We start from the raw sequence: 26,745 nt of genomic DNA, 5'->3' as shown, positions 1-26,745 counted from the left end.
AGAACTGCTTGAAACCGTCGACCGTCTGATCGGATTTGCGGAGACGACGCATGTCGTGTCCTCATCTCTGATCGAATCCCTCTATGACGCCTATTTGGGTGACGAAGCCGTGCGCGACTTTCTTCTTCTAGAAAACCCGACAGCCGCGCGGGTCATGGCAGAACGCTTTTTATCCGCACGCCGTCGTGGGTTGTGGCACAGCCGCCGAAATGCGGTTGATGCCGAACTGGAGATGCTGATCCTGCCCTTTTCCGAAAGGAGAAAGGCCTGATGGCCGTCGCCGCCGATACCGTTCAGCCGTTTGGCCGCCGTGGCGTCTGCCCCGCCCTTTCCGCCCCCATGCGGACCGGCGACGGACTTTTGTCGCGAATTGCTTTTGAGGCCGATATCTCCCCGCGGGAGATGACGGCGCTTTGCCAACTTGCTGAGCGACATGGCAACGGATTGATCGACATCACCGCCCGCGGCGGTCTGCAATTTCGCGGTCTGACGCCCGACAGTGCGATTGCGCTGGAGAAGGACGTGCTGGCGCTGGACCTGCCGCTTCGTCACGGACTTGCGGTAGAGACCTCGCCTCTCGCCGGTCGGGATGATAAGGAAGTTATCGATGCCCGCCCGCTCGCCGCAGCAATTCGGCAAGAGGCCGGCCGGCTTCGACTTCATGAAAAACTTGCCGCCAAGATGTCGGTTGTCGTTGATGGGGGCGGCCGCCTGCCCATGGGCGGTTTGGTCGCCGATATTCGCCTGAAGGCAGCATCGCTCAGCGGCAAAACCCTCTGGCAATTGATGCTCGGCGGGCCGGAGCCGACGGCAACGAGAGTGGGACTGGTGGAGACGCAAGCGGCGGCGGATATCGTCGTCTCCCTGCTTGTCCATCTGGCTGCCCGAGGACCGCTTGCCCGCGGCCGCGATCTGGATCATGCTTCGATGAGGTCGATCTGTGGCGATCGCCTGCTGGATGTGGACGTTGCCGATGAAACCGCTGATAAGTCTCTGCCACTGGGACTGATGACGACGGCAGTGGATTGCTTTGGTGTGGGTATAGCCCCTGCTTTCGGACAACTCCCGGCTTCCGAGCTGGCGAAGCTTTGCGAGCAGGCTGGTGCGCTCGGTATCGAAACGTTGCGGCCATCGCCGAACCATAACCTGCTATTCTTCGGTCCTGTGACGGCCTGCGGCCACTTGCTTGCGGTGGCGCGCGAGACGGGTTTTATCACTGCTGTTCGGGACGCGCGCTCTTCGGTTGCCGTGTGCGCGGGGGCACCCAGATGCGGGTCTGCTTTCTTTCCGACCCATGAGCTTGCAGCCTTTGCGGCTGAAGAATGCCCTTCCCTGCTGGATGGCTCTTTCACGCTTCATATTTCCGGCTGCGGCAAGGGATGTGCGCATCCCGGAACGGCACTTCTGACACTTTCCGGCAACGCCGAAGGCCTGGCATTTTCCATTTCGGGCCGTGCCGGCGACTTGCCTCACGGCATTTTGCCTTTTCAGCATCGCAGGACGGCGCTTTCGCGACTTGCCCGTCTTTACGAAAAAGAACATAAGCCCGGAGAAAACGCCGCTGCCTTTCTTGCCCGGCGGGGCAAAGGGGTAATCGTTGCGGCGCTTCGACAGGATGACTGATGACCCACTATGACTATATTCACGACGGCAATGCGATCTATGAGCGCTCCTTCGCCATCATCCGTGAAGAAGCGGATTTGTCCGCCTTCAGCGATGAACAGGCAGATATCGCCATTCGCATGATCCATGCCTGTGGGCAGGTGGAAGCGGCAGCCCACTTCCGCTTTTCACCGGATTTCGTCGCCGCTGCACGCGGTGCTCTACGAGCCGGCAAACCTGTTCTCTGTGATGCGGAAATGGTTGCCCACGGCGTGACGCGCGCCCGTCTTCCGGCAAGTAATGAGGTTGTCTGCACCCTCCGCGATGCGCGCACGCCCGAGATTGCGAAACGGATCGGCAATACACGCTCCGCCGCCGCACTTGATCTATGGGCGGACAGGCTGGACGGCGCGCTGGTCGCTATCGGAAATGCGCCGACTGCGCTGTTCTATCTCCTTGAGATGCTGGAAAATGGCGCTCCCCGCCCGGCCGCCATCATTGGCATGCCCGTTGGTTTTGTGGGTGCGGCGGAATCGAAGGACGCGCTGGAGGCAAGTTCGCTCGCTATTCCCTATGCTATCGTCAAGGGGCGTCTGGGCGGCTCGGCCATGACCGCCGCGGCGATCAACGCGGTTGCGAGGGCAGGCCTTTGAGCGCGGCACTTCTTGAACATCCCATGGGCAAGCTTGTTGGCGTTGGCACCGGCCCCGGCGATCCAGAGCTTTTGACGCTGAAAGCCGTGCGGGCCATCGAAAATGCCGATGTTCTTGCCTTTTTCTGCAAGAAGGGAAGCAGCGGGAACGGTCGCGGCATTGTCGAAGCTTTTATTCGTCCCGGCACGCTGGAAATGCCGCTGGTTTACCCTGTCACCGTCGAAAGCGACAAAAACGGTGGCGAATACCGGGATGCGATCGCGGCTTTTTTCGATCAGTCGGCGAAGGATATTGCCGTGCATCTTAAAGCCGGGCGTAATGTTGCCGTGCTGTCCGAAGGCGATCCGCTGTTCTATGGCTCCTATATGCACCTGCATCTGCGGCTGGCGCCGTCTTATCCCGCGGAGGTCGTGGCTGGCATCACCGCCATGTCGGGATGCTGGTCCATGGCTGGACTGCCGCTGGTGCAAGGCGACGACATTTTAAGCGTGCTTCCCGGCACGCTCGGCGAAGACGTCTTGACGGACCGCCTGTCCGGCACGGATGGGGCGGTGATCATGAAGGTCGGGCGCAATCTGCCGAAAATCCGCCGGGCGCTGGAAAAGGCCGGTAAACTCGACGACGCGCTTTATGTCGAGCGTGGCACCATGACCAACAGCCATGCGGTGCGGCTTGTCGAGCGAGATGCGTCGCCTGCTCCATATTTTTCGCTGGTTCTAGTTCCTGGATGGAAAACAAGACCCTTGGCTGGTGAAAAGCCATGACGGGCAGGCTCGTCGTCGTCGGTCTTGGCCCAGGCAATCGGGGCCAGATAACGCCGGAAGCGCTCGCTGCCGTCGAGGATTCCGACGATTTTTTCGGTTATTTTCCATATATCGAGCGGCTGTCGCTTCGGCCGAACCAGCGTCGCCATGCCTCCGACAATCGAGAGGAAATTTCCCGCGCCGAGCAGGCTCTGCGGCTTGCGGCCGAGGGCGGCAAGGTTTGCGTGGTTTCGGGCGGTGATCCCGGTGTTTTCGCCATGGCGGCTGCGGTCTGCGAGGCCATTGAAAAGGGGCCAGCGGAATGGCGCGAGATCGATTTTTCCGTCATACCGGGCGTGACGGCGATGCTCGCGGTTGCGGCAAGGGCCGGCGCGCCGCTCGGACATGACTTCTGCGCCATATCGCTGTCGGATAATCTGAAACCCTGGGGCATTATCGAAAAACGGCTGATCGCGGCGGCGGAAGCCGGGTTCGTCATGGCCTTCTACAATCCGGTCAGCAAAGCCCGGCCGCATCAGCTTGCCACCGCCCTTGATCTTTTGCGGGCGCATTTGCCGGGGTCGGTGCCGGTTATCTTCGGCCGTGCGGCTGGTCGGGAAGACGAGCGTATCCGCGTCGTGCCGCTCATCGATGCGGCGAGCGATATGGCTGACATGGCCACCTGTATCATCGTCGGCTCGGTGGAAACCCGTCTGATTGAACGTCCCGGCAAGGACCCGCTCGTTTATTCACCGCGTTCTTCGAAAAGAGAAAGCTGATGGGCAATGGCGGTGAGCGCAGCGGGAATGTCCGACACGGTGACGGCACTCGTGGATGGGTCGCTTCGCTGCTGCGGCCGCTCGATCATGATGACGGGCAGGCCCAGCCGCCGCGCAGCATCGATCTTGCCATAGCTCGCACCGCCGCCCGAGTTTTTCGAAACCAGAGTGTCGATCCGGTTCCCGGCGAGCATGCGGATTTCATCCTCCAGCGCGAAGGGACCGCGTGCGGTCATGTACCGCGCCTGCGGGAGGATCAAAGGCGGATCCACGGGGTCGACGCTGCGGATGAGATAATGGTGCTGGGGTGCGGCTTCGAAAGGAAGAAGCTCCTGCCGTCCCAAAGCCAGAAACACGCGTTTGCTTTCGCTTCCGATCGCCGCCACAGCCTGTTCGACGCTGCTCACCTCATGCCATATGTCACCCGGCTGGCGCTGCCAGGCAGGCCGGGAAAGGACGACAAGCGGCACTTTGGTGAACCGCGCCGCCTCAACGGCATTGGCGGAAATTCTCGCCGCATAGGGATGAGTTGCGTCCACGAGAATGTCGAAACCCCTGCTGCGAAGGAAATCCGCAAGACCGTCGGCGCCACCGAAGCCACCACTGCGCATCGGCACCGGCTGTTCGACAGGCGAAAGTGTTCTGCCAGCCATGGAGAGCAGAATGCGGCAACCGGATTCCTGCGCCAGCCGGCCTGCCAGTATCCGGGCATCCGCCGTGCCGCCAAGGATGAGTATGGAGCGTGTCATGATGTCTGAATATTCTGGAACGGGACGAGCTTCCACAAAAAATAGGGCGTCCAAAGAAAAGAAAGAAAAACCGTGGCTCTCCATCGTCGGCATAGGTGAAGATGGGCTGACAGGACTGGGCAGCAAGGCGATTGCGGCGATTGAAGCGGCCGAGGTGGTTTTCGGCGGCAAACGCCATCTGGAGTTGGCAGCCGCGGCTATTCGCGGTGAAGCTCGACCCTGGCCGGTGCCGTTTGATACTGAGGTGAGCGATGTCGTTGCGCTGCGCGGCAGGCGAGTCTGTGTGCTAGCGTCAGGCGATCCGTTCTTTTTTGGGGTCGGCGTCACACTTTTGCGGCAAATCGAGGCTGACGAGACGGTTTGCCATCCCTCGCCCTCTGCCTTCTCGCTCGCGGCTTCGCGGCTTGGCTGGGCGCTGCAATCAGCTGAGTGCGTTTCGTTGCACGGTCGTTCCATCGATCTTCTGCGGCCGCATCTCCATGCGGGTGCGAGCATCATTGCCCTGACGTCTGACGCGCATGCCCCGGCTTTGATTGCCAATTTGCTGTCTGACCTCGGTTTTGGCCAATCGAAATTCATCTTGCTCGAAGCGCTCGGCGGAGAGCGAGAGCAGCGGCGGCAGGTCAGGGCGGCCGATTTCGTCCTTGAAGACATAGACCCGCTGAATGTGGTCGCGATTGAGGTTGTCGAGGCCAAGGGTGCGCGTGTCCTGCCGTTCGGCCACGGTCTCGATGACGCCCTGTTTGAACATGACGGGCAGATCACCAAGCGCGAAATTAGAGCCGTGACACTGTCATCGCTCGCTCCCCGGCGGGGCGAATTGCTGTGGGATGTAGGCGCCGGTTCAGGCTCAACCGGCATCGAGTGGATGTTGTCGCACCCCTCGCTTCGCGCTATCGCCATCGAGCAGCACCCGGATAGGGCCGAACGTGTGGCCCGCAATGCTGAGGCCTTCGGTGTTCCGGGGCTCGAAGTCCTCATCGGAACGGCCCCTGAAGCCTTTGAAGGCTTGCCCGCGCCGGACGCGATCTTCATCGGCGGCGGCGGCAGTGAAGCGGGCGTGATGGACGCTGCGCGGGCGGCCTTGAAGCCCGGCGGGCGGCTGGTTGCCAATGCGGTGACGCTGGAGATGGAAGCCATGTTGCTTGCCGCCCATGCCCGGCTTGGCGGTTCGTTGATCCGGCTCGACGTGGCGCGGGTCACGCCTGTCGGCACCATGTCGGGCTGGCGCCCGGCAATGCCGGTGACGCAGTGGAGCTGGGTCAAGCCATGGTGACCGTGGCCGGCATAGGTTGTCGCAAGGGCGTGAGCGCCGATGCCGTCATCGCCGCCATCCGCGTTGCGGAAAACGCCTTTGGCATGGCGGCCGAGTGTCTGGCATCGGCCCCGCTCAAAGCCGGGGAGGCCGGATTGGTGGAGGCGGCCCAAAGCCTGTCGCTGCCGCTGAAAATCATCCCGCAGGCGCGGCTGGATGCGGTTGCATCTAAAACACTCACGCAATCGCGCGCGAGCCTCGATCATTCCGGTTCGCCCAGTGTCAGTGAAGCGGCAGCGCTTGCCGCAGCGGGAAAGAATGGAAGGCTGGTCGCGCCGCGTCTCGTGGCTGGCAACGTAACAGTGGCGATGGCGACGACCGATGGTGCCTTAGCCGAGAATGGTTGCGCCATCGAAGAGGGAGAAAAAGAATGACCGTTCACTTCATCGGCGCTGGTCCGGGCGCTGCGGATCTCATCACGGTGCGCGGGCGCGATCTTATCGCGGCCTGCCCGGTGTGCCTTTATGCGGGCTCGCTGGTTCCGAAAGCGCTAATCGATTATTGCCCGACGGGTGCCCGTATCGTTGATACTTCAGCTCTTTCGCTCGATGAGATCGAGGCGGAATTCGTGACTGCTGCAAAAGCTGGCAAGGATGTCGCGCGGCTTCATTCCGGCGACCTTTCCGTCTGGAGCGCCATGGGTGAACAGATTCGTCGTCTCGAGCGGCTTGGCCTCGACTACACCGTGACGCCGGGCGTGCCATCTTTTGCCGCCGCCGCCGCCACCCTGCAGCGGGAGCTGACGGTGCCGGAAGTGGCGCAGAGCCTTGTTTTGACGCGGATTTCAGGGCGCGCATCGAAAATGCCTGACGGTGAAACGCTGAAGGCTTTCGGCCAAACGGGCGCGACGCTCGCCATCCATCTTGCCATTCATGCCATCGGCAAGGTGGTGGAAGAGCTGACACCGCTTTATGGCTCCGATTGTCCGGTCGCCATCGTCGTTCGCGCTTCATGGCCGGATGAGCGCATTATCCGGGGAACGCTGTTCGATATTGAGGGAAAGCTCGCCGCCGAGCCGGTGGAGCGCACCGCGCTGATCTTCGTCGGTCGTGGACTTGCCGCGACTGACTTTCGCGAAAGTGCGCTTTATAGCGCCGATTACGTCCGGCGGTTCCGGTCTCCAAAGGAGGATGCCGCGGACTGATGCGACGGTGTGGAGGCGGTGCGCCCCTTGAGCGCACCCTGACGATCGAACACAAGAATATCCAGAGCAATGGCGGGGGTTTTCAGCGCTGCCGCCGCAGTCACCCACGCTTTTTCCGCGACAATTGCGCCGAGGTCTATGCCGGCCCGGTCTGCCAGCTGAAAGGCATGCGAGACCATGTTGGCTTCACGGATGGCCATTTCGAGGTTTTCGTCCCCCCCGGCTTCTGTCGCCAGTTCCGCCAGCGCATCAAGATCAGCCAGACCCTTTTTGGAATGCACGTCGAGCATCCCTTGGGCGAGCTTGGTCATCTTTGCAACGCCACCCGCAATCGTCACCCGCTCGACCGGATGGCTGCGCAGATACTTCAGCATGCCGCCGATAAAATCGCCCATGTCGATCAGCGCGGTTTCCGGCAGATCGTAAAGCGCCTGCCCGGCTTTTTCGGAGGTATCGCCGGTAGCGCCGAGAAGATGAGTGCAGCCGGTTGCCCGCGCGACGTCGATGCCGCGCCAGATGGAATGAATCCAGGCCGAGCAGGAAAAGGGAATGACGATACCCGTGGTGCCGAGGATAGAAATTCCGCCAACGATGCCGAGCCTGCCGTTCAGGGTTTTTTGAGCCAGCCGCTCCCCATCGCGGACGGAAATCTCCACCTCGAAATCGGCATTGTCTCCCGCGACCTCGCGAATGGCGGCCTCGATCATCCGCCGCGGTACAGGGTTGATAGCGGGTTCCCCGGGCGGCAGCGGCAGGCCCGGACGGGTGATGGTGCCGACGCCCTTGCCTGCCTTGAAAGTGACGCCGCTTCCCAGCCTTCCCGGCCGCACCGTGCTCTCGATCAACGCGCCGTGGGTAACGTCGGGATCGTCGCCCGCGTCCTTGATCACGCCTGCACGGGCGAAGTTTTTACCCCTTTCCTCGGTGGCGAGGGAAAATGCAGGTCGTGCGCCGCTTGGAAGTTCGACCTCGACAGGGTAAGGAAACTCGCCGGTCAAAAGGGCGGCGCAGGCCGCCTTCGAGGCTGCCGCCGCGCAGGTTCCCGTGGTCCAGCCGCGGCGAAGGGTCTTTCCATCCGTATCCATGTGAATTTCTATAGCCGCGACGGCATTTTCAGTCATCGTTTAAAAGCAGCCGGGAAGAATGTCGATACCGAAGATCATAAACAGCATCGCCGCAAACAGCCCCGTTTTCGAGGGCGGGCACGTCTGGCTGGCAGGCGCCGGGCCGGGTGATGTGCGGTATCTGACGCTGGAAGTGGCACTGGCGCTCTCCCAGGCCGACGTCATCGTGCGCGATGCGCTGGTCAGTGACGATGTCGTTGCCCTTGGGCCGCAGGCCGAGATCGTTTTTGCCGGCAAGAGGGGCGGCAAGCCTTCCGCGACACAGGACAATATCACTGCGTCGTTGATCGATTTTGCCCGGCAGGGAAAGAAGGTCTTGCGGCTGAAGGGCGGTGACCCGTTCGTTTTCGGACGTGGGGGTGAAGAAGCAGAGGCGCTTGTTGCCGCCGGCATCCCTTTTCGTATTCTGCCTGGCATGACGTCCTCCTTCACCGCTCTTGCGTCAGCGCGAATTCCAGCGACGATGCGCGGCATCAGCCGCGCCGTGACGCTGGCAACCGGCCATGCAGCGGGCACAGAAGAGGACCTTGATTGGCCGGCACTGGCGAAGACCCGCGAACCCATCGTCGTTTACATGGGGCTCAAGAATATCGGCACGATTGCCGGGCTTCTGATGCAGGGTGGACGTTCCGGCGACACGCCGGTCGCGGTCATCATGTCCGCCACCACTCCGCAGGAGCGGATATTCATCGGAAAGCTGGAGAGCATAGCTGACGATGCAATCCGGGAAAATTTCGAAGCGCCGGCTTTGATTGTTATCGGCGAGATCGTTTCGATGCGGTCGCGCCTCGGGGTTTTCGGTTCATGACGGCGCGGGCAATCATCATTGGCGCTCCACGCTCCGGCTCAGGCAAGACAAGCGTGACGATCGGCCTGCTTCGCGCTTTTGCCCGACGCGGCATCAAGGTGCGCGGCATCAAGACCGGCCCGGATTACATCGATCCGGGGTTCCATGCTTTTGCGACAGGCACACCTGGCCTTAATCTCGATAGCTGGGCCATGCAGCCGGACTTGCTGCGCCATCTGTTTTCCGAACAGACAGGGGATGCGGAGCTTGTTCTCATTGAAAGCGCCATGGGCCTGTTCGACGGCATCCCGGGAGCGGAAAATCGCACCGGATCGGCGGCGGATCTGGCGCGGCTCTTCGGCATTCCCGTGCTTCTGGTGCTGGATGTGTCCGGCCAGTCGCAAACGGCGGCCGCCATTGCTCATGGCTTTGCCCACTACGATCCTGCGGTGACCATGGCCGCCGTTGTGTTGAACCGGGCGGGCAGCGAAAGACACCGGACGTTGTGCACGGAGGCCATCGAAAAGATCGGCCTTTCCGTCGCCGGATGTGTGCTGAGAGACCCGTCGCTCGTCCTTCCTGAACGACATCTGGGGTTGGTACAGGCCAGCGAACATCCGGAAATTGAGGCCCACATCGAACGGCTGGCGGATGTGATGGAGAAGTCCATCGATCTCGACGTTCTGCTGTCCCTTGCGGCACCGGTGAATGTTCCTGCCGGCTCGGGAGAGATGGCCATCGCTCCGCCCGGCCAGCGCATTGCCCTGGCCGAGGATGCAGCGTTCACCTTTCTCTATCCGCACCTGAAAGCGCATTGGCGCGCAGCAGGTGCAGAGATCATTCCGTTTTCGCCGCTTGCGGACGAGGCGCCCGACGCCAGCTGTGATATCTGCTGGCTGCCGGGCGGTTATCCCGAGCTTCATGCCGGCAAGCTCGCCGATGCCGCTGGTTTCAAGGCGGGGATCGCCAGATTTGCTGCGGCAAAGCCTGTTCATGGCGAGTGCGGCGGTTACATGGTGCTCGGCGAGGCGCTGGAGGATGCCGACGGCGTCGACCACCCGATGACCGGGCTTCTGTCGCATGCCACCAGCTTTGCCACGCGCAAGATGAACCTTGGCTACCGGCAGGCGACCATTGCGGCAGATGGGCCGCTTGGTACGGCTGGTGTTGTGCTGCGCGGCCACGAATTTCATTACGCCCGCGTTACCGATCCCGGTCGTGATGAGCCATTTGCCCAGATTGCCGATGGGCAGGGCCGGCCGCTCGGGCCATCGGGCGGCAGGAGAGGAAGTGTCTCCGGCACATTTTTCCACGCGATCGCCAGAGGCAATTGATGAATTGAACGTGTGCGGCTGCGGCAAAGTGGAGCGCCCAGCGAAAGTTTCTATGTGCCGATCACGGGAAAGTGCTATAGGTCTGCAAGAGCCTATGGGGAACCGCGGTATTGCGTTCTTCGTGGCCGGTGACGGTGAGCGACTAGGCCCACTGCATTGTCCAACCCGAAATTGATATCGCGCATTTATATCGAGCGTGCCTGCCTATGGTCAAACCCGGTTTTCTCGTCTTTGCCGTCCTTGTTATGAGCATCTCGATGGTGCCAGTCGGCCATTCAGCGATGGATGCCCACGGGGGCGAGGACTATGCGACACTGGAAAAGCTCGGCGCGGCGCTCTTCGACGATCCCAATCTTTCGATGAACCGGACGATGGCCTGTTCCACCTGCCATATGCAGGCCGCCGGCTTTTCCGATGCGCGGGAGAGCGACAAAGTGGGGCGGGATGTCTCGCTCGGTGATGACGGCATCTCCCTTGGCGACCGCAATGCGCCAACGGCGGCCTACGCGAAGTTCACGCCACCTTTCGGCAAGAATGCAGCAGGAGAGTATGTCGGCGGACAATTCTGGGACGGTCGCGCCTCGCAGCTCGAGGATCAAGCGGGCGGGCCACCGCTCAACCCTATCGAAATGGGCATGCCGGACAAGGTATCCGTTGTCAAACGTCTGAAGGAAAACCCCGACTATGTCGCGGCCTTCGGCACGCAGTTCGGCAAGGATGTGTTCCAGAGCGACGAAACCGCCTATGCCGCGATGACCAGGGCGCTGGCGAGCTTCGAGCGTTCGGACGAATTCTCAACCTTCGATTCCAAATATGACCGTTTCCTGCGCGGTGAAGAAAAGCTTACCGATCAGGAGGAACTGGGTCGCGTGCTGATTTCCTCGACGCAGTTCACCAATTGCAATACCTGCCATGAAATCCGTGGTGCCAAGGGTCTGGAAGACGGCCTCTTCACCAACCACAAATATTTTAACATCGGCGTTCCTGCCAATACATCCGTCAGGGCTGTGAATGGTTCGAAGCCCGGCGCAGTCGATCTCGGTCTGGCGCAGAACCCCGCCGTCGCCGGCGATCCTGCCCAGCGCGGCAAGTTCAAGGTGCCGACGCTCCGCAACGTCGCCGTCACCGGTCCTTATATGCACAATGGTGTGTTCAAGGATTTGCGCACGGTCGTGCTGTTCTATGTGAAATATAAGAGCAAAAAGCCCAGCCGTCAGATCAATCCGGAAACCGGCAAGACCTGGGATGCACCCGAGGTGCCTGAGAATATCGCCATGACGGAGCTGACATCGGCACCGGCGCTGGACGATAAGCGGGTGGACGCCATCGTGGCATTTCTGAAGACGCTGACTGACCGGCGTTACGAGCATCTTCTCCCGAAGGGAGATGGCCAGGCGACCGTGCCGCCTGCCCAGCCTGTTTCAAATCTTATGCCGAAAGCGCCTTGACTTCGGCGAGAACCGCATCGCCCATTTCGGCGGTGCTGACCTGACGGGAACCATCGGCCATGATGTCGGCCGTTCGGATGCCCTGGTCGAGCACATTCGCAATCGCCGTCTCCAGTCTGGAAGCTTCGTCCACCATGTTGAACGAGTAGCGAAGGCACATGGCGAAGGAGGCGATCATGGCGATCGGGTTGGCAATGCCCTTGCCGGCAATGTCGGGCGCCGAGCCGTGGACCGGCTCGTACATGGCCTTGCGCTTGCCGGTCTTGGCGTCGGGGGCACCAAGCGAAGCGGACGGCAGCATGCCGAGCGAGCCTGTCAGCATGGCGGCAACGTCTGAGAGCATATCGCCAAACAGGTTGTCGGTGACGATGACATCGAACTGCTTGGGTTTGCGCACCAGCTGCATGCCGCCGGCATCCGCCAGCATATGTTCAAGTTGGACGTCCTTGAACTTGGCAGCATGGGTTTCGGTGACAACCTGGTTCCACAACACGCCCGATTTCATGACATTGCGCTTCTCCATCGAGCAGACGCGGTTATCGCGGGTGCGGGCCAGTTCAAAAGCGACGCTGGCGATACGCTCGATCTCGAACGTGTCGTAGATCTGCGTATCGATGCCGCGCTTCTGGCCGTTGCCGAGATCGATGATCTGCTTCGGTTCACCGAAGTAAACGCCGCCTGTCAGCTCGCGGACGATGAGGATATCGAGGCCTTCGACCAGTTCCGGCTTCAGCGACGAGGCGGATGCGAGCGCTGGATAGCAGATGGCCGGCCGCAGGTTGGCGAACAGTTCGAGATCCTTGCGCAGACGCAGCAGACCCGCTTCCGGGCGATGCTCGTAGGGCACGCCATCCCACTTCGGGCCGCCGACGGCGCCGAACAGGATTGCATCGGCGGCAAGCGCCTTTTCCATATCCGCATCGGAAATCGCCACACCATGGGCGTCGTAAGCCGAACCACCGACGAGGCCTTCCGAAACGGTGAAACCTGCATTGTGTGCGCTGTTCATATAGTCGATCAGCTTGCGGACCTCGGCCATGGCTTCAGGGCCGATACCATCACCGGGTAGCAGGAAAAGCGAACGGACTGTCATGGGGACCCCTCCTTGGGCGCACGCCTGAAGGACCGGGTGGGTCTTTCGATTGCGGCGAGCGCGGCGTCAAACTCGTTTGCGTCCATGCCAGAGCGTGTCATCGGCCGGACGGTTCGACGGCTTCTTATCTCCGCCTCAGGGGCTTTTCAAGCAAAGCAAAAGCCGATCCGGTACGGTTTTGTACAGGATCGGCTTTTTCAAAGGCGTCGAACAGGCTCAGGCCCAGGGGCGGGCCGAGGCATTGGTCTTTTCAAACGTATCGATGGCGCCCGCATGCTCAAGCGTCAGGCCGATATCGTCGAGACCGTTCAGCATGCAATGGCGTTTGAACTCATCGATCTCAAAGGTGATCGTGCCGCCATCGGGGCCGCTGATTTCCTGACGCTCCAGGTCGATCGAAAGAACGGCGTTCGATCCGCGGGAAGCGTCGTCCAGCAGCTTTTCGAGGTTTTCCGGGCTGACGACGACAGGCAGGATGCCGTTCTTGAAACAGTTATTGTAGAAGATGTCGGCGAAGCTGGTGGAGATGACGCAGCGTATGCCGAAATCCAGAAGCGCCCACGGCGCATGCTCGCGCGACGAACCGCAGCCGAAATTGTCGCCAGCGACGAGAATCTGAGCATTTTGATAGGCGGGCTTGTTCAGGACGAAATCCGGATTAGGCGAGCCGTCCTCAAGATAACGCGACTCGGCAAAAAGGCCTTTGCCAAGGCCGGTGCGCTTGATGGTTTTCAGATAGTCTTTCGGAATGATCATATCGGTGTCGATATTGACCACCGGCATGGGCGCGGCGACGCCCGTCAGCTTGGTGAATTTTTCCATCTGTCGCTTTCCGTGTTTACCATGAACGGTTCTAGAGCCAGCGGCGGCTTCCCGACGTTCAAGCCTCGAATTACTCTAAAACGCGGAACTTTAGAAGCGCAAACAGGGGCTCTTTGGTACGCCGTATGAGGCGCACCGGCTTTTTTCCCGGTTAACCGACCTTAGAGATCGATGATGGTGCCCTTGCCGTCGTTCCAGACGCGCATGTCGCGCTGGTTGCGGGTCTTGACCGGAATGGGAGCTGGTTTCAGACGCGCGGTCAAAATCCGGGCTGCGCTGATAACCGCGAGCACGCCGATGAAAGCCACCGTGAGCGAGGCCGTGAAAAGAGCCGCCATGGCCAGAATTGCGATACCGGAGGCGGCGATGAAAAATGAACGGATGCCTTGCATGATTCAACCTTTCTTTCCAGACGAATGTGGGCCTTCTTCTTCCGGCTTGCAAGAGGATTCGGTGGATTGTCAGCTTGCAGATGTCACAAAAGCTTGACACAAGTGCGGCATGGTCAGTTTTTCAGAAAATATTCTTGCGAGACCGCGCCGTTCCATTCTCTCGGTGCCAGCGATCAACGAACGCGCGCTGGAGAAGATCCCGACGCTCGACTGTGATGCCTTCATCCTCGATCTCGAGGATTCCGTTGCTCCCGAGATGAAGGGGAAGGCCCGGGATAATCTTGAAAAGCTGTTCTCGCAGCGATCGTTCGGTCTGCGGGAAGCGATCATCCGCATCAATCCGCTTTCGACACCGGATGGGAGAGCGGATCTGCAGTTGGTCCTCTCTTGCAAGCCGGATGCGGTGCTGTTGCCGAAGGTGGAGCAGCCTAATGCCATCCATGATCTGGCCGATCTGCTGTCCGAGGCCGATGCGCCTGAGGTGCTGAAAATCTGGGCGATGATCGAGACGCCCCTTGGTGTTCTGAACGCCGCGTCAATCGCGGATGCTGCGCATACGCCGGATTCGCGGCTTGAAGCCTTTGTCATCGGTCTTAACGATCTGCGCAAGGAAACGCGGGTTCCGGCCGGGCCGGGCCGAACCTACCTCGTTCCCTGGATGATGCAGGTCGTGCTTGCCTCCCGTGCCTACGGTCTGGATGTCATCGACAGCGTGTCGAATGATTTTCGCGATATGGAGGCTTTCGAAGCTGAATGTGAACAGGGTCGAGCCATGGGCTTCGACGGCAAGATGCTGATCCATCCTGCCCAGATTGACGGCGCCAATCGCCATTTCGGTCCGGATGAGACGGCGATAAGGGATGCACGCCAGATCATTGCCGCTTTCACAACGCCCGAATCTGTGGAATTGAACGTCATCAACATGAACGGACGCATGATCGAGCGGCTGCATGTGGCTGAGGCCGAGAGGCTGGTCGCCATGGCCGATATCATCGCCGCGAGAAAGGAAAAAGAGACGTGAAGGTCTATCGTTTCATTACCGGCCCTGACGACGCCAAATTTTGTCATCGCGTTACCGAAGCCTTGAACAAGGGCTGGGAACTGGCGGGTTCACCAAGCTACGCATTCAATGCGGCAGCAGGTGTCATGCATTGCGGCCAGGCGGTGACCAAGGTCGTTGAGGGCAAGGAATACCATCCGGACATGAAGCTCGGAGAGCAGTAACTGATGGTAGCCGCCCCGATCAGCGATCGTCGGCGGCCTCGTCGGCGCTTTCTTCGATGCGTTCCATGTCGTCATCCGACAGGCCGAAATGATGGCCGATTTCATGGATGAGGACATGGGTGATGATATCGCCAAGCGTCTCCTCGTTCTCGGCCCAGTAGTCGAGAATAGGGCGGCGATAAAGCGTGATACGGTTTACCATCTCGCCGGTTTCCATGGTGAAACGCTCGGAGATGCCGCGCCCCTCGAAAAGGCCGAGCAGGTCGAATGGCGTTTCGAGCGCCATGTCCTCGAACACGTCGTCGGTCGGAAAATCGGCGATCTCGATGATGAGATCCTTGGTCAGTGCGCGAAATTCTTCCGGCAGGTGGCCATATGCCTCGATCGCCAGCGACTCAAAGGCGGAAAGTGTCGGCGCGTGGCGGTCCCGCCAATCGTCGGTCTTGTCTATGCGGGCCATTTCTGCTCCTTGTTGGAAGGCCCATATAAACACTTGCTGAACAAATTTCGAGACCTGACTGCCGCACCTGCCGAAAAAGCATGAAATTCTCGGCATTACAGTTACTTTTCAAGCCGTCTTCATCTTGACATAAACCGGCGTCTCGCGTAATCGGCACCCAAATTGATGGCGTAGTGCGCCTTCTGTTTATGCCGCCTTTCAAATGGCGGTTTCACCGGCAGACATTCCACGGGCATTCGGCCCTGACGGATTTCCGCTACTCCGACTGATAAAAAGACGGCCAGCTTGCTTTGGCGGGCAGAGCCGGAACGAACATGAAAGGATAAAAAATGTTCGCAGTCATCAAGACCGGCGGTAAGCAGTACCGCGTAGCGGCCGACGCCGTGCTGACCATCGAAAAGCTGGAAGCAGAGGCAGGCGCAACTGTAGAATTCACCGAAGTTCTCGTTGTTGGCGAAGGTGCCGACGCCAAGTTCGGTGCTCCCTTCGTCAAGGGTGCCATCGTCAAGGCTGAAGTTGTCGAGCACAACCGCGGCAAGAAGGTCATCGCCTTCAAGAAGCGTCGTCGTCAGAACTCCAAGCGTTCGCGCGGCCATCGTCAGCATCACACTGTCGTCCGCATCACGGACATCGTTGCTGCCTAATCGGCGCGACACGGGAAACAAGGTTTAAAGGAGAACTCCAATGGCACACAAAAAAGCTGGCGGTTCCTCGCGTAACGGTCGCGATTCCGAATCCAAGCGCCTTGGCGTAAAGAAGTTCGGCGGCGAAGCTGTCATTCCAGGCAACATTATTCTGCGCCAGCGCGGCACGCAGTGGCATCCGGGCGCCAATGTTGGCATCGGCAAGGACCACACGATTTTCGCACTGACCGCAGGTAACGTGAACTTCCGTACGAAGGCCAATGGCCGCGTATTCGTATCCGTGGCACCGAAAGCGGAAGCCGCAGAATAAGCCGGTAAGCGTCATATGCAGCCGGTGTCCCATCGACCCGGCTGAGACGTATCAGGTTCAGTCAAGAACACAGGGGAGATGGGGCACCACCCAACTCCCCTTTTTCTTTAACCTCATGGAGGGACTGAACCATGCAAGCTGAATTGTTGAGGGTCGACCAATCACGGTCACCCGAAGAGCGGCCTAGGCCCGATCGGTCGAGGAGCGATTGCCCCGTTTTACTGTCGCAGAGGCTGGTTTTACGCAAGCCCCACGAAGAAGACATCGACGCCCTTGCCCATCTTGCCAACAATGCCAATATCGCGACCATGGTGTCGCGGATGCCGCACCCCTACACGGCCAAAGACGCCGCGGATTTTGTGCGACGCTCCAAAGCTGGCGAGATTGGCAAGTGCGTCTATGCAATTACCCGCATGGACAATGGCGAGTTTCTGGGCTGCTGCGCGCTCGAACCCCAGGAAGACGAAAAGACGCTGGAGATCGGTTACTGGCTGGGTGAACCCTACTGGAACCGTGGCTACATGACGGAAGCGGCGCATGCGCTGATTGACATGGCCTTCCGCACACGTGAAATCGATCAGATCGATGCGCGGTGCCGGGTGACCAACATCCCGTCGCGTCGCGTCATCCAGAAGTGCGGGTTCCAGTTTCAGGGATCCGGCATGGTCGGTTCGCTGGCGCTGGGCGGCATGGTCCCGGTTGAATGGTACCGGCTGGACCGCAAGACCTGGGTTTCGCTGAAGAGCTGGGGGGACATGGGATGAGCACGCTCGAAATGACCCATCGGCGGGCCGCTGCGACCGTGGCGCCGCCCGGCCCCTGCCCCGTCATCGAAACAAAGCGTCTGGTGCTGCGTCCGCAGCGGCTTTCCGATGCCGGCAGCATTGCGGAAACGCTTGGTGATTTCGCGGTCACCAGGATGCTGGCCCGCGTTCCTGCGCCCTATCACAAGCAGGACGCACTGGAATGGCTGGTGCTGCGTACATCTGGCACATTGCCCGACTGGGATTTCGCCATCACCAGTGGTGACGATACCCTGATCGGCGTTGTCTCCGTGGAATTGCGGCACGGCGGCTGGCATCTCGGCTACTGGCTGAACCGCTTCTACTGGGGCAAGGGCTATATGACCGAAGCTGTTGCCGCCGTGGTTGAGCGGTTTTTCAGGCGCATGCCCGGAGTGGTTCTGCACTCCGGCGTGTTTGCGGATAACCCCGCTTCACTACGTGTGCAGGAGAAACTCGGCTTCCGGGTGACCGGTTGCCACCAGATCTATGCCACGGCGCGCGCCGCGATGGTGGCGCATATCGATACGGCGATCACGGCTGAGGACTTCATCCGGCCGCACCGCTGACACTGAGGAGCATCGGGCCGAAAACAGACAGGTTTTCGGCCCGATGCGTTAAGCGAAGCCGGTTTGATCAAAACCGGCCTTGTCTCGCACGGCGCTTCCCGCACGATAGTCTTTGACCTCGTGAAGAAGCGCTTGTATTCGAAACGACGATATTTTTGTTTGGCGCGGCACAATTGGATGGTGCGCCCGCAAACCGATAGAACGGCAGTCCGATGAAATTTCTCGATGAAGCAAAAGTCTATATCAAGTCCGGTGATGGCGGCGCAGGCGCCGTGTCCTTCCGGCGTGAAAAATTCATCGAATTCGGCGGCCCTGATGGTGGTGATGGTGGACGCGGCGGCGATGTCTGGGTCGAGGTCGTCAATGGCCTCAACACGTTGATCGACTTCCGCTTCCAGCAACATTTCAAGGCCTCGATTGGCCAGCACGGCATGGGCAAGACCCGTACCGGCGCAAAGGGTTCGGACGTGGTGCTGAAGGTGCCTGTCGGCACGCAGATTTTCGAAGAAGACAACGAGACGCTGATTGTCGACCTTACCAAGGAAGGCCAGCGTTTTCGCCTTGCGGCCGGCGGCAATGGCGGTTTCGGCAATGCCTATTTCAAGTCGTCGACCAATCAGGCGCCAACCCACGCCAATCCCGGTCTGCCTGGTGAGGAAAAGACGGTCTGGCTGCGGCTTAAGCTGATTGCCGATGCCGGTCTCGTCGGCCTGCCAAATGCGGGCAAGTCCACATTCCTTGCAACCGTGACACGCGCGCGGCCAAAGATTGCCAACTATCCGTTCACGACGCTGCATCCGAACCTTGGTGTCGCGACCATCGATGGCCGTGAATTCGTGCTGGCGGATATTCCCGGCCTGATCGAAGGGGCGCATGAGGGTGTGGGCATCGGTGACCGCTTCCTCGGCCATGTGGAGCGCACGCGTGTGCTGCTGCACCTCGTTTCCGCGCAGGAAGAAAAGGTCGGTAAGGCCTACAAAACTGTGAAGGCCGAGCTGGACGCCTATGGCGGTGGCTTGACGGACAAGGCGGAGATAGTCGCGCTGTCGCAGATCGACGTGCTCGATGAAAAAGAGCTGAAAAAGAAGGCCAAGGAACTGGAAAAGGCCTGCGGCCGTCCGCCGCTTCTTCTGTCCGCTGCCGCGCATATCGGCATGACGGAAGCCCTTCGCGCCCTTCGCGACATCATCGTGTCTGCAAGCAATGGCGGCGAAACCGCCCTTCCCGACCGGTCCATGCCGCATGAGAGCGAGGTCGAAGAAGAGGACGACCGCCTATGAGCCTGACGCGCAAGCCGCTGGCGAGCCACCACCGGATCGTCATCAAGATCGGGTCGGCGCTTCTGGTGGACCGGAAAAGCGGCCTCAAAAAAGACTGGCTGGACGCCATCTGCGAGGATATCGCGGCGCTGAAGAAAAACGGTGCGGATGTTCAGGTCGTGTCTTCCGGCGCTATCGCGCTTGGCCGCACCGTGCTCGGCCTGCCCTCGGGCGCGTTGAAGCTGGAGGAAAGCCAGGCGGCGGCGGCCGTCGGCCAGATTGCGCTGGCGCGGGCGTGGTCGGAAAGCCTGTCGCGGCACGATATCGTTGCCGGCCAGATTCTGCTGACGCTTTCCGACACCGAAGAGCGTCGCCGTTATCTCAATGCACGCGCCACCATCAATCAGCTGCTGAAGATCGGTGCTATTCCGATCATCAACGAAAACGACACCGTGGCCACCACAGAAATCCGTTATGGCGACAATGATCGCCTGGCGGCGCGTGTGGCGACCATGACGGGCGCCGATCTGCTGGTGCTGCTTTCGGATATTGACGGGCTTTATACAGCCCCGCCCCATATCGACCCCGAGGCGACGTTCCTCGAGACGATCGCAGACATCACCCCCGAAATCGAAGCCATGGCAGGCGGGGCAGCTTCCGAGCTTTCGCGCGGCGGCATGCGAACCAAGATCGATGCGGGCAAGATCGCAACCGCTGCCGGCTGCGGCATGATCATCGCGTCAGGCAAGACGCTCAACCCGCTGAAGGCCATTGAAAACGGCGCGCGTTCCTCCTGGTTCGCGCCTTCCGGCACGCCCGTGACGGCGCGCAAGACCTGGATCGCCGGGCAGTTGCAGCCCGCCGGTGAAATCCATGTGGATGCGGGTGCTGAGAAAGCGCTTTATGCCGGGAAAAGCTTGCTTCCCGCCGGTGTGCGGCAGGTGAAGGGCAATTTCGGACGCGGCGATGCTGTTGCGATTATCGGCGTGGAAGGTCGTGAGGTCGCGCGCGGTCTTGCCGGTTACGATGCCGAAGAAGCGCGTCTCATCATCGGCCACAAGTCCAACGAGATCGAGGCGATCCTCGGTTATGTCGGACGCGCAGCGATGATTCATCGCGACGACCTCGTCATGACCGGGGCCGCCGTGAAAGTTAAGAATGCAAAAAAGGATGAGGTCCATGCCTGAACAGGCCGTGAAGCAGAGCCACGATATTGAAGCACTGATGTTGACCATTGGGGCTCAGGCGAAAGCTGCTTCGCGACCGTTGTCCATCGCCGGAGCCGACCAGAAGAACCGCGCGCTGCTCGCCATGGCCGCCGCGATTGAGGCTTCGAAGGACGCGATCCTCGCCGCCAACCGCAAAGATCTGGCCGCGGCGGATCAGGCTGGCCTTGCGCCCTCCTTCATCGACAGGTTGACGCTCAATGAAGTCCGGATTGCCGGTATAGCCGAAGGTATTCGCTCGGTTGCGGCGCTGCCCGATCCGGTTGGTGAAGTCATCGCCGCCTGGGATCGCCCGAACGGGCTAAAAATCGAGCGCGTACTCACGCCGCTTGGCGTTATCGGCGTAATCTATGAAAGCCGTCCGAATGTGACGGCGGATGCCGGCGCTTTGTGCCTCAAGGCCGGTAATGCCGTGATCCTTCGCGGCGGTTCAGATTCGCAATATTCATCGCGTGCTATCCATGCCTGCCTTGTGGAGGGCTTGAAGATCGCCGGTCTTCCCGAGCACGCCATTCAGCTGGTGCCGGTGACCGATCGGGCAGCGGTTGGAGCGCTTCTCGGTGGTCTCAATGGCTCGGTTGACGTCATCGTGCCACGCGGCGGCAAGAGCCTCGTGGCCCGGGTACAGACGGAAGCCCGCGTGCCGGTCTTCGCGCATCTAGAAGGCATTTGCCACATCTATGTCGACAAATCCGCCGATCTGGACATGGCGAAACGCATCGTTGTCAACGCCAAGATGCGCCGCACGGGCATTTGCGGAGCTGCAGAGACGCTTCTGGTGGATGCCGCTGCCGTTTCCACCCATCTCGCACCGCTGGTCAAAGCTTTGATTGAAGCAGGTTGCGAAGTGCGCGGTTCGCAGGCAGTTCGCGATGTCGTTGACGGTCTGAAGGCTGCGACCGAAGAGGACTGGCGTACCGAATATCTCGATGCGATCATTTCGGTCACCGTGGTGGATGGCATTTCCGGTGCGATTGATCATATCGGCACCTATTCGTCCAACCACACGGAGGCGGTGATCGCTGAGGACCCATCCGTGGTCGAGCGGTTCTTCAACGAACTCGATTCGGCCATTCTGCTGCACAACGCCTCGACGCAATTTGCTGATGGCGGCGAATTCGGCATGGGCGCGGAAATCGGTATCGCCACAGGCAAGATGCACGCGCGGGGTCCCGTTGGCGTCGAGCAGTTGACGTCGTTCAAATACCGTGTGCATGGCACCGGCCAGACACGGACGTGATATTTGCCGGCTGATCAGCGCCTCGACAGACGTTATCTCACCATGCCGCATGTGGAGCGCGGCATGGTCGTCGGGCTTTTCGGTGGATCCTTCAATCCGCCGCACGCCGGCCATGCTCTTGTGGCGGAAATCGCACTGCGCAGGCTGGGTCTCGACCAGCTCTGGTGGATGGTGACGCCAGGTAATCCGTTAAAGAGCCGGTTGGAGCTGGCCTCCCTCGAAGATCGCATCGCTGCATGTGAAAAGCTTGTGCACGATCCTCGGATCAAGGTCACGGCTTTCGAAAAGTCGCTGGGCATAAGCTATACCGCTCATACGCTCGCCAAGGTGAAGGCGAAAAATCCGCACGTGCGCTTCATCTGGGTCATGGGTGCGGATAATCTCAAGAGTTTCCACCACTGGCAGAAATGGCGCACCATCGCGGAGACTTTCCCGATTGCGGTGATCGATCGGCCGGGTTCGACGCTCTCCTACCTCTCCTCCACCATGGCGCAGGCCTTCAGCCAGGCGCGAATCGACGAGGACGATGCTGGTGTCTTGTGGAAGAAGCCAGCGCCCGCATGGGTTTTCATTCACGGACCGCGTTCCACGCTCAGTTCGACGGCGCTGCGCAACGGCCGTAAATGAAGGGGCCGATCACAAATGATGTATGTGACCGCCGTCGAAGGCTCCATATCTTGAAAAGTTAATGCTTTGATGCCACCTTTATTGTGTGACGCAGAGAATCGCGTTGCACAGTGCCTGTTTTGTCATTCTTTGAAAGGAAAACCTCTGACAACAGTACACGCCAAGGGAAGAGCATTTGTTGCTATCCCGAAGGGTCAGGACAGTGGCGCCGATGCCGCCGGCCATGCCCTCGAAACCGTCCTCGCGAGCCTCGAGGACTCCAAGGCTGAAGATATCGTTTCTCTCAACATTGCCGGGAAGTCGGCGCTTGCGGACTACATGGTTGTGGTTTCCGGGCGCTCGAACAGGCATGTCTCGGCGATCTGCGAGCATCTTCTCAAAGACATGAAGGATGAAGGGTTCGGCAATGCCCGCGTTGAAGGTCTCGAGACCGGAGATTGGGTGCTGATCGATACCGGCGATATCATCGTTCATGTGTTCCGACCGGAAATCCGCGCCTTCTATAACATTGAGAAAATGTGGGCGACGCCGGACATGCCGGAAGAGACGCTGCATTGACGCGGTGAGGCGTTGAACGGGCGTTGTTTGCCGAAGATCATGAGTGACTTCGGGCTTCCTCCCTCGGCCGGAAATCGGGCCGGCCGCATAGGAATCCGTCTGTTATGCTGTTAAGAGCGGGACCCTATGGGTCACGACGGATGCAGGTTTGCGATGCGGATTTCAATCTTTGCGGTGGGACGGCTGAAATCCGGCCCTGAAAAGGATCTTGCGGCCCGTTATATCGACCGTCTCGCCAAGACGGGTCCGGCAATCGGGCTCGAATTTTCGCGGGTCATCGAGGTGGCGGAAAGCCGAGCCTCGAATGCCGAGACCCGCAAACGCGAAGAGGCCGCGATGCTGGAAAAGCATCTGGTCGACGGCGCGGCGCTTGTTCTTCTGGATGAACGCGGCAAGGCGCTCGATAGCCCGGCCTTCGCCTCATTTTTCGGCGACTTGCGCGATAGCGGCCGGCGTGATCTCGTGATCGCGATCGGCGGAGCTGATGGCCTTGATCCCTCACTCTACGAGAGGGCGGCGGCGGTGCTCAATCTCGGCAAACTGACCTGGCCGCACCAAATCGTCCGTATCTTGATTGCCGAGCAGCTTTACCGGGCCGTCACCATCCTTTCAGGGCATCCCTATCATCGCGTTTGAACGTATTTCAATTGAATAACTGTCTCAATTAAAACATGAAGCTCCGCGACATCGCTTGTTGCAACCGGCTTTGGCGGCGGCCTCTCAGGCCTCTTGGAAGATCGCGGTAAAATCCGTAATATTGCCGCTCCTGCTTCGGCATAAAGAAAGCTCCTATGGACATGACGCCTCAACGAAAACGGCACGCTGCGCTTGCAGGCGCAGCTGTTGCTGCTTTCCTCATGGCGGCAGCTCCGGTTTGGTCGCGCGACGATGCCGGGGCTGCCCCGGGAACCAGCGAGGACTCGTCACCCGATGCGTTGCAGGCGTTGGAGCAGCGCCGCGACCAGAACCGGCAGGATCTTGAAGAGCTTGTCGACAGCATCGGTCTTTCCGAAGACAAGACGAGAAAGCTCGAAGAGAGCATTGCTGCCCTTAACCAGGACAGCGCGCGCATTCGGGAGGAGTTGATCGCTTCGGCTTCCCGGCGCAAGGCGCTGGAGACCAAGATCAGCGACGGTGAGGACAGGCTTGCCAAGCTTTCGGTGCGTGAGGACGCGGTCAAGGCGTCACTGCGGGAGAGACGCGGCGTTCTTGCCGAGGTTCTGGCTGCCCTGCAACGCATGGGCAGAAATCCACCGCCCGCCCTTCTTGTCTCGCCTGAAGATGCGCTGGCCTCGGTGCGAAGCGCCATTCTTCTTGGCGCTGTCGTGCCCGGCATCAGGGGAGAGACGGACAAGCTGATCGCCGCTCTCAAAGAATTGACCGATGTCCGACAGGCAATCGCTCGCGAAAAGGACGATCTTACGGCTATGATGACGGCCAGTCTGGAAGAGGAAAAGCGCCTCGACCTGCTGATTGCCGAGAACGACCGCAAGAACTCCCAGACGGCGGCGGCGCTGGAGGCTGAACGCAAGCGATCCGAAGAGCTTGCAGGCAAGGCGACGAGCCTTGAAGGGCTCGTCAGTTCGCTTGAAAATGAGATTACCTCGGTCCGGGAGGCGAAGGAAAAGGCGCGTGCGGAAGAGCAACGGCTGGCCCGGCTTTCCGAGGCGGAACGTGAAAAAGAGCGTGCCGCGGCCGAGGCGGGAATGCCCGATAAAAACCGCATTGCGCCCGCATATCCCTTCGCGAGTCTGAAGGGAAAGCTGGAGCTTCCAGTGGCGGGCGACGTGTTGCGACGTTTCGGCGATGCGGACGGAACGGGCCACTTTTCCAAGGGGATTGTCGTTGCGAGCGGCCCGGAAGCCATCGTCACGGCACCTGCGGATGGCTTCGTGGTATTTGCCGGAGATTTCCGCAGTTACGGCCGGATGATCATCCTGAATACGGGTGATGGATACCATGTGGTCATGACGGGCATGGACAATGTGAGGACGCGGCAGGGCATGTTCGTGTTCTCGGGAGAGCCCATCGCCTCCATGGGTGCAAAAAGAGTAGCGAGTGCAGCAGCATTGGCGCTGGAAACCGACCGGCCAACGCTCTACATTGAGTTTAGGAAAGATGGTGTGCCGGTTGATTCTCAGCCGTGGTGGACCGCAAAAAATACCGGAAGGGCGCACAATGATTCGTAAGGTTTCGCTTCTCCTTATCGGTGGGCTTATGGGCGCCACGGCGATGAGCGTGATTTATTCGGCGAGCATGCCGGCACAGGCAGCCGGGCCTTCGACCTATAAGGAATTGTCGATTTTTGGCGACGTGTTCGAACGCGTTCGCGCGCAATATGTGACGCCGCCGGATGACGAGAAGCTCGTGGAAAATGCCATCAATGGCATGCTGAGCTCGCTCGATCCGCATTCCAGCTTCATGAATGCCAAGGATGCGAACGACATGCGCACCCAGACCAAGGGTGAATTCGGCGGTCTCGGCATCGAAGTGACCATGGAAAATGAGCTGGTCAAGGTTATCTCGCCGATGGACGACACGCCGGCCTCTCGTGCAGGCATTCTGGCCGGTGACTACATTTCGGAAATCGACGGTACACCGGTTCGCGGCCTGAAGCTGGAACAGGCGGTCGAAAAGATGCGCGGCGCGGTCAAGACGCCGATCAAGCTGACGGTTATCCGCAAGGGTGCAGACAAGCCGCTGGAAATCACCGTCGTGCGCGATGTCATCGCCGTTCGCGCCGTGAAGTCGCGCGTTGAAGGCGACAATGTCGGTTATCTTCGCGTCATCTCCTTTACCGAGAAGACCTATGACGACCTCGAAAAGGCGATCAAGAAGATCAAGGCCGATGTGCCGGCCGACAAGCTGAAGGGCTACGTTCTTGATCTGCGCCTCAATCCGGGCGGTCTGCTCGATCAGGCGATCAATGTTTCCGACGCGTTCCTTGAGCGTGGCGAAGTCGTCTCGACCCGAGGCCGTAACCCGGACGAGACCCGCCGCTTCAATGCGACTGCCGGTGATCTGACCGATGGTAAGCCGGTGATCGTGCTGGTCAACGGCGGTTCCGCTTCGGCGTCGGAGATTGTGGCTGGTGCGCTGCAGGATCTGCGTCGCGCGACCGTGGTTGGCACGCGTTCCTTCGGCAAGGGTTCGGTTCAGACGATCATCCCGCTTGGCGAGGCTGGGGCACTTCGACTGACGACCGCGCTTTATTATACGCCATCGGGCAAATCCATTCAGGGCACAGGCATCGAGCCTGACATCAAGGTCGAACAACCCCTGCCCCCGGAATTGCAGGGCAAGCTGACGACCGAGGGTGAATCCAGCCTGTCCGGCCACATCAAGGGTCAAAGCGAGACGGATGAAGGTTCCGGCTCCTCGGCCTACGTGCCGCCGGAAGCAAAGGATGATATCCAGTTGAACTACGCGCTGGATCTCTTGCGTGGTGTCAAGACCGATCCCTCCTTCCCGCCGAACCCGGACAAGGCTGTGGTCAACAAGCAGTAAGATCGATGCGCCGGCCACCAGCCGGCGCATTGTCTTTCTTGCCCAATCTGGACAGGTCGTTCATTGCCTTCGGATCTGCGGAAACCGCTTCTGGGTCGCCAGAAAAAAAGCGCCGGTATCAACCGGCGCTTTTCCGTCATTTTGGTGCTGTCGACGCTCGCTGCCCTGTCGATAGGTGGTCTGTCGATCTATGCGGCACTATCCCCCGGTAATCTTCAGAAGACGTCGCCGGGGCAGGACGTCTCCCCGAAGCTCGCGGAACAGACAGCCGCAAAAGACGGCCCCGGGAACGCGGCTTCGGAGGACAAGGCTGGCCTGCAGCCGCAGAGTGGCAAATCCGGCGCCAATATCAGC

The 26,745-nt window shown here is 60.1% G+C and carries 31 protein-coding genes and 1 pseudogene; 26 read left to right on the top strand and 6 right to left on the bottom strand.

The annotated features are described in order from the left end of the window. The 5 genes from ACUTJJ_RS17850 to ACUTJJ_RS17830 all read left to right on the top strand — a co-directional run. Positions 1-271, top strand: a 271-nt coding sequence (locus ACUTJJ_RS17850; protein ID WP_445542964.1) for a cobaltochelatase subunit CobN, incomplete at its 5' end; no start/stop codon positions are given. After that, on the top strand, positions 271-1,623 hold the full coding sequence (gene cobG / locus ACUTJJ_RS17845) for a precorrin-3B synthase (RefSeq protein ID WP_445542963.1): 1,353 nt from the start codon (positions 271-273) through the stop codon (positions 1,621-1,623). The genes ACUTJJ_RS17850 and cobG, both read left to right, overlap by 1 nt. Further along, positions 1,623-2,255, top strand: coding sequence for a precorrin-8X methylmutase (locus ACUTJJ_RS17840; protein ID WP_445542962.1), 633 nt, complete (start codon positions 1,623-1,625; stop codon positions 2,253-2,255). Before cobG ends, ACUTJJ_RS17840 begins: the two co-directional genes overlap by 1 nt. Next, positions 2,252-3,019: a precorrin-2 C(20)-methyltransferase gene (locus ACUTJJ_RS17835; protein ID WP_445542961.1), complete on the top strand. Its 768-nt coding sequence runs from the start codon at positions 2,252-2,254 to the stop codon at positions 3,017-3,019. Before ACUTJJ_RS17840 ends, ACUTJJ_RS17835 begins: the two co-directional genes overlap by 4 nt. After that, entirely contained in the window at positions 3,016-3,777 is a 762-nt protein-coding gene (locus ACUTJJ_RS17830; protein WP_445542960.1) for a precorrin-3B C(17)-methyltransferase, read from the top strand. Before ACUTJJ_RS17835 ends, ACUTJJ_RS17830 begins: the two co-directional genes overlap by 4 nt. Here the strand turns inward: ACUTJJ_RS17830 and ACUTJJ_RS17825 are convergent. Beyond that, on the bottom strand, positions 3,744-4,526 hold the full coding sequence (locus ACUTJJ_RS17825; protein WP_445542959.1) for a cobalt-precorrin-6A reductase: 783 nt from the start codon (positions 4,524-4,526) through the stop codon (positions 3,744-3,746). The genes ACUTJJ_RS17830 and ACUTJJ_RS17825 overlap by 34 nt on opposite strands. Here ACUTJJ_RS17825 and cbiE point away from each other — a divergent pair. From cbiE to cobM, 3 genes are read left to right on the top strand one after another with little or no spacing between them, the layout of a single operon-like run. Further along, positions 4,525-5,802, top strand: coding sequence for a precorrin-6y C5,15-methyltransferase (decarboxylating) subunit CbiE (cbiE, locus tag ACUTJJ_RS17820; protein ID WP_445542958.1), 1,278 nt, complete (start codon positions 4,525-4,527; stop codon positions 5,800-5,802). The two genes, ACUTJJ_RS17825 and cbiE, sit on opposite strands and share 2 nt — an antisense overlap. Beyond that, positions 5,796-6,215, top strand: coding sequence for a cobalamin biosynthesis protein (locus ACUTJJ_RS17815; protein ID WP_445542957.1), 420 nt, complete (start codon positions 5,796-5,798; stop codon positions 6,213-6,215). Before cbiE ends, ACUTJJ_RS17815 begins: the two co-directional genes overlap by 7 nt. Further along, on the top strand, positions 6,212-6,985 hold the full coding sequence (gene cobM / locus ACUTJJ_RS17810) for a precorrin-4 C(11)-methyltransferase (protein ID WP_063951524.1): 774 nt from the start codon (positions 6,212-6,214) through the stop codon (positions 6,983-6,985). Before ACUTJJ_RS17815 ends, cobM begins: the two co-directional genes overlap by 4 nt. Here the strand turns inward: cobM and ACUTJJ_RS17805 are convergent. Next, positions 6,940-8,070 (bottom strand): cobalt-precorrin-5B (C(1))-methyltransferase, encoded by a 1,131-nt coding sequence (locus tag ACUTJJ_RS17805; RefSeq protein ID WP_445542956.1) that lies wholly within the window; start codon positions 8,068-8,070, stop codon positions 6,940-6,942. The genes cobM and ACUTJJ_RS17805 overlap by 46 nt on opposite strands. 58 nt (positions 8,071-8,128) lie before the next feature. On the opposite strand from ACUTJJ_RS17805, the gene cobA reads away from it, so the two are divergent. From cobA to ACUTJJ_RS17790, 3 genes are all read left to right on the top strand, one after another. Further along, positions 8,129-8,917, top strand: coding sequence for a uroporphyrinogen-III C-methyltransferase (gene cobA / locus ACUTJJ_RS17800; RefSeq protein WP_445542955.1), 789 nt, complete (start codon positions 8,129-8,131; stop codon positions 8,915-8,917). Further along, a complete protein-coding gene (locus tag ACUTJJ_RS17795) occupies positions 8,914-10,230 on the top strand; it encodes a cobyrinate a,c-diamide synthase (RefSeq protein ID WP_445542954.1) in 1,317 nt (438 codons plus the stop codon). The genes cobA and ACUTJJ_RS17795 overlap by 4 nt, the downstream gene beginning before the upstream one ends. A gap of 206 nt (positions 10,231-10,436) precedes the next feature. Next, the gene (locus tag ACUTJJ_RS17790; protein WP_445542953.1) at positions 10,437-11,678 is read left to right on the top strand and encodes a cytochrome-c peroxidase; all 1,242 of its coding nucleotides are present in this window, start codon (positions 10,437-10,439) and stop codon (positions 11,676-11,678) included. Here the strand turns inward: ACUTJJ_RS17790 and leuB are convergent. From leuB to ACUTJJ_RS17775, 3 genes are all read right to left on the bottom strand, one after another. Beyond that, positions 11,659-12,771, bottom strand: coding sequence for a 3-isopropylmalate dehydrogenase (leuB, locus tag ACUTJJ_RS17785; protein WP_445542952.1), 1,113 nt, complete (start codon positions 12,769-12,771; stop codon positions 11,659-11,661). The genes ACUTJJ_RS17790 and leuB overlap by 20 nt on opposite strands. A gap of 216 nt (positions 12,772-12,987) precedes the next feature. Continuing rightward, entirely contained in the window at positions 12,988-13,593 is a 606-nt protein-coding gene (gene leuD, locus ACUTJJ_RS17780; protein ID WP_144578324.1) for a 3-isopropylmalate dehydratase small subunit, read from the bottom strand. Positions 13,594-13,754: 161 nt separating this feature from the next. Beyond that, positions 13,755-13,985, bottom strand: a complete 231-nt coding sequence (locus ACUTJJ_RS17775) for a hypothetical protein (RefSeq protein ID WP_063951517.1) — start codon at positions 13,983-13,985, stop codon at positions 13,755-13,757. Positions 13,986-14,094: 109 nt separating this feature from the next. Between ACUTJJ_RS17775 and ACUTJJ_RS17770 the strand changes: the two genes are divergently transcribed. Together ACUTJJ_RS17770 and ACUTJJ_RS17765 are read left to right on the top strand one after the other, a co-directional pair. Then, entirely contained in the window at positions 14,095-15,006 is a 912-nt protein-coding gene (locus ACUTJJ_RS17770; protein ID WP_445542951.1) for an HpcH/HpaI aldolase/citrate lyase family protein, read from the top strand. Continuing rightward, the gene (locus ACUTJJ_RS17765; protein WP_063951515.1) at positions 15,003-15,209 is read left to right on the top strand and encodes a DUF1737 domain-containing protein; all 207 of its coding nucleotides are present in this window, start codon (positions 15,003-15,005) and stop codon (positions 15,207-15,209) included. The genes ACUTJJ_RS17770 and ACUTJJ_RS17765 overlap by 4 nt, the downstream gene beginning before the upstream one ends. 19 nt (positions 15,210-15,228) lie before the next feature. Here the strand turns inward: ACUTJJ_RS17765 and ACUTJJ_RS17760 are convergent, their stop codons facing one another. Continuing rightward, a complete protein-coding gene (locus ACUTJJ_RS17760) occupies positions 15,229-15,669 on the bottom strand; it encodes a metallopeptidase family protein (protein WP_445542950.1) in 441 nt (146 codons plus the stop codon). Between the two features lie 329 nt (positions 15,670-15,998). Between ACUTJJ_RS17760 and rplU the strand changes: the two genes are divergently transcribed. From rplU to ACUTJJ_RS17695, 13 genes and pseudogenes are all read left to right on the top strand, one after another. Next, positions 15,999-16,313 carry a 50S ribosomal protein L21 gene (rplU, locus tag ACUTJJ_RS17755; protein WP_003492690.1) on the top strand — a complete coding sequence of 105 codons (315 nt, stop codon included), beginning with the start codon at positions 15,999-16,001 and terminating at the stop codon, positions 16,311-16,313. A 40-nt stretch (positions 16,314-16,353) separates the two neighbouring features. After that, positions 16,354-16,623, top strand: a complete 270-nt coding sequence (gene rpmA, locus ACUTJJ_RS17750) for a 50S ribosomal protein L27 (RefSeq protein ID WP_003492686.1) — start codon at positions 16,354-16,356, stop codon at positions 16,621-16,623. A 131-nt stretch (positions 16,624-16,754) separates the two neighbouring features. Next, positions 16,755-17,387, top strand: a complete 633-nt coding sequence (locus tag ACUTJJ_RS17745) for a GNAT family N-acetyltransferase (protein WP_004444125.1) — start codon at positions 16,755-16,757, stop codon at positions 17,385-17,387. Next, positions 17,384-17,974 (top strand): GNAT family N-acetyltransferase, encoded by a 591-nt coding sequence (locus ACUTJJ_RS17740; protein WP_296069686.1) that lies wholly within the window; start codon positions 17,384-17,386, stop codon positions 17,972-17,974. The genes ACUTJJ_RS17745 and ACUTJJ_RS17740 overlap by 4 nt, the downstream gene beginning before the upstream one ends. 212 nt (positions 17,975-18,186) lie before the next feature. Further along, positions 18,187-19,254: a GTPase ObgE gene (obgE, locus tag ACUTJJ_RS17735; protein ID WP_063951511.1), complete on the top strand. Its 1,068-nt coding sequence runs from the start codon at positions 18,187-18,189 to the stop codon at positions 19,252-19,254. Next, positions 19,251-20,420 (top strand): glutamate 5-kinase, encoded by a 1,170-nt coding sequence (proB, locus tag ACUTJJ_RS17730; protein WP_445542949.1) that lies wholly within the window; start codon positions 19,251-19,253, stop codon positions 20,418-20,420. Before obgE ends, proB begins: the two co-directional genes overlap by 4 nt. Further along, the gene (locus ACUTJJ_RS17725; RefSeq protein ID WP_445542948.1) at positions 20,413-21,699 is read left to right on the top strand and encodes a glutamate-5-semialdehyde dehydrogenase; all 1,287 of its coding nucleotides are present in this window, start codon (positions 20,413-20,415) and stop codon (positions 21,697-21,699) included. The genes proB and ACUTJJ_RS17725 overlap by 8 nt, the downstream gene beginning before the upstream one ends. A gap of 42 nt (positions 21,700-21,741) precedes the next feature. Next, positions 21,742-22,326, top strand: a complete 585-nt coding sequence (locus ACUTJJ_RS17720) for a nicotinate-nucleotide adenylyltransferase (RefSeq protein ID WP_063951614.1) — start codon at positions 21,742-21,744, stop codon at positions 22,324-22,326. Positions 22,327-22,395: 69 nt separating this feature from the next. Next, a complete protein-coding gene (rsfS, locus tag ACUTJJ_RS17715) occupies positions 22,396-22,884 on the top strand; it encodes a ribosome silencing factor (protein WP_077225196.1) in 489 nt (162 codons plus the stop codon). A 153-nt stretch (positions 22,885-23,037) separates the two neighbouring features. Then, entirely contained in the window at positions 23,038-23,520 is a 483-nt protein-coding gene (rlmH, locus tag ACUTJJ_RS17710; RefSeq protein ID WP_445542947.1) for a 23S rRNA (pseudouridine(1915)-N(3))-methyltransferase RlmH, read from the top strand. A 155-nt stretch (positions 23,521-23,675) separates the two neighbouring features. Further along, entirely contained in the window at positions 23,676-25,073 is a 1,398-nt protein-coding gene (locus tag ACUTJJ_RS17705; RefSeq protein WP_445542946.1) for a murein hydrolase activator EnvC family protein, read from the top strand. Beyond that, the gene (locus ACUTJJ_RS17700) at positions 25,063-26,391 is read left to right on the top strand and encodes a S41 family peptidase (protein ID WP_063951507.1); all 1,329 of its coding nucleotides are present in this window, start codon (positions 25,063-25,065) and stop codon (positions 26,389-26,391) included. The genes ACUTJJ_RS17705 and ACUTJJ_RS17700 overlap by 11 nt, the downstream gene beginning before the upstream one ends. Positions 26,392-26,454: 63 nt before the next feature. Further along, positions 26,455-26,745: pseudogene (locus ACUTJJ_RS17695) on the top strand (divergent polysaccharide deacetylase family protein); the annotation flags it as partial.

It is taken from the genome of Agrobacterium sp. DKPNP3, assembly GCF_052686535.1.
The sequence above is the reverse complement of the archived record's forward strand: the minus strand, read 5'-3'. Positions and strand labels throughout refer to the sequence as shown.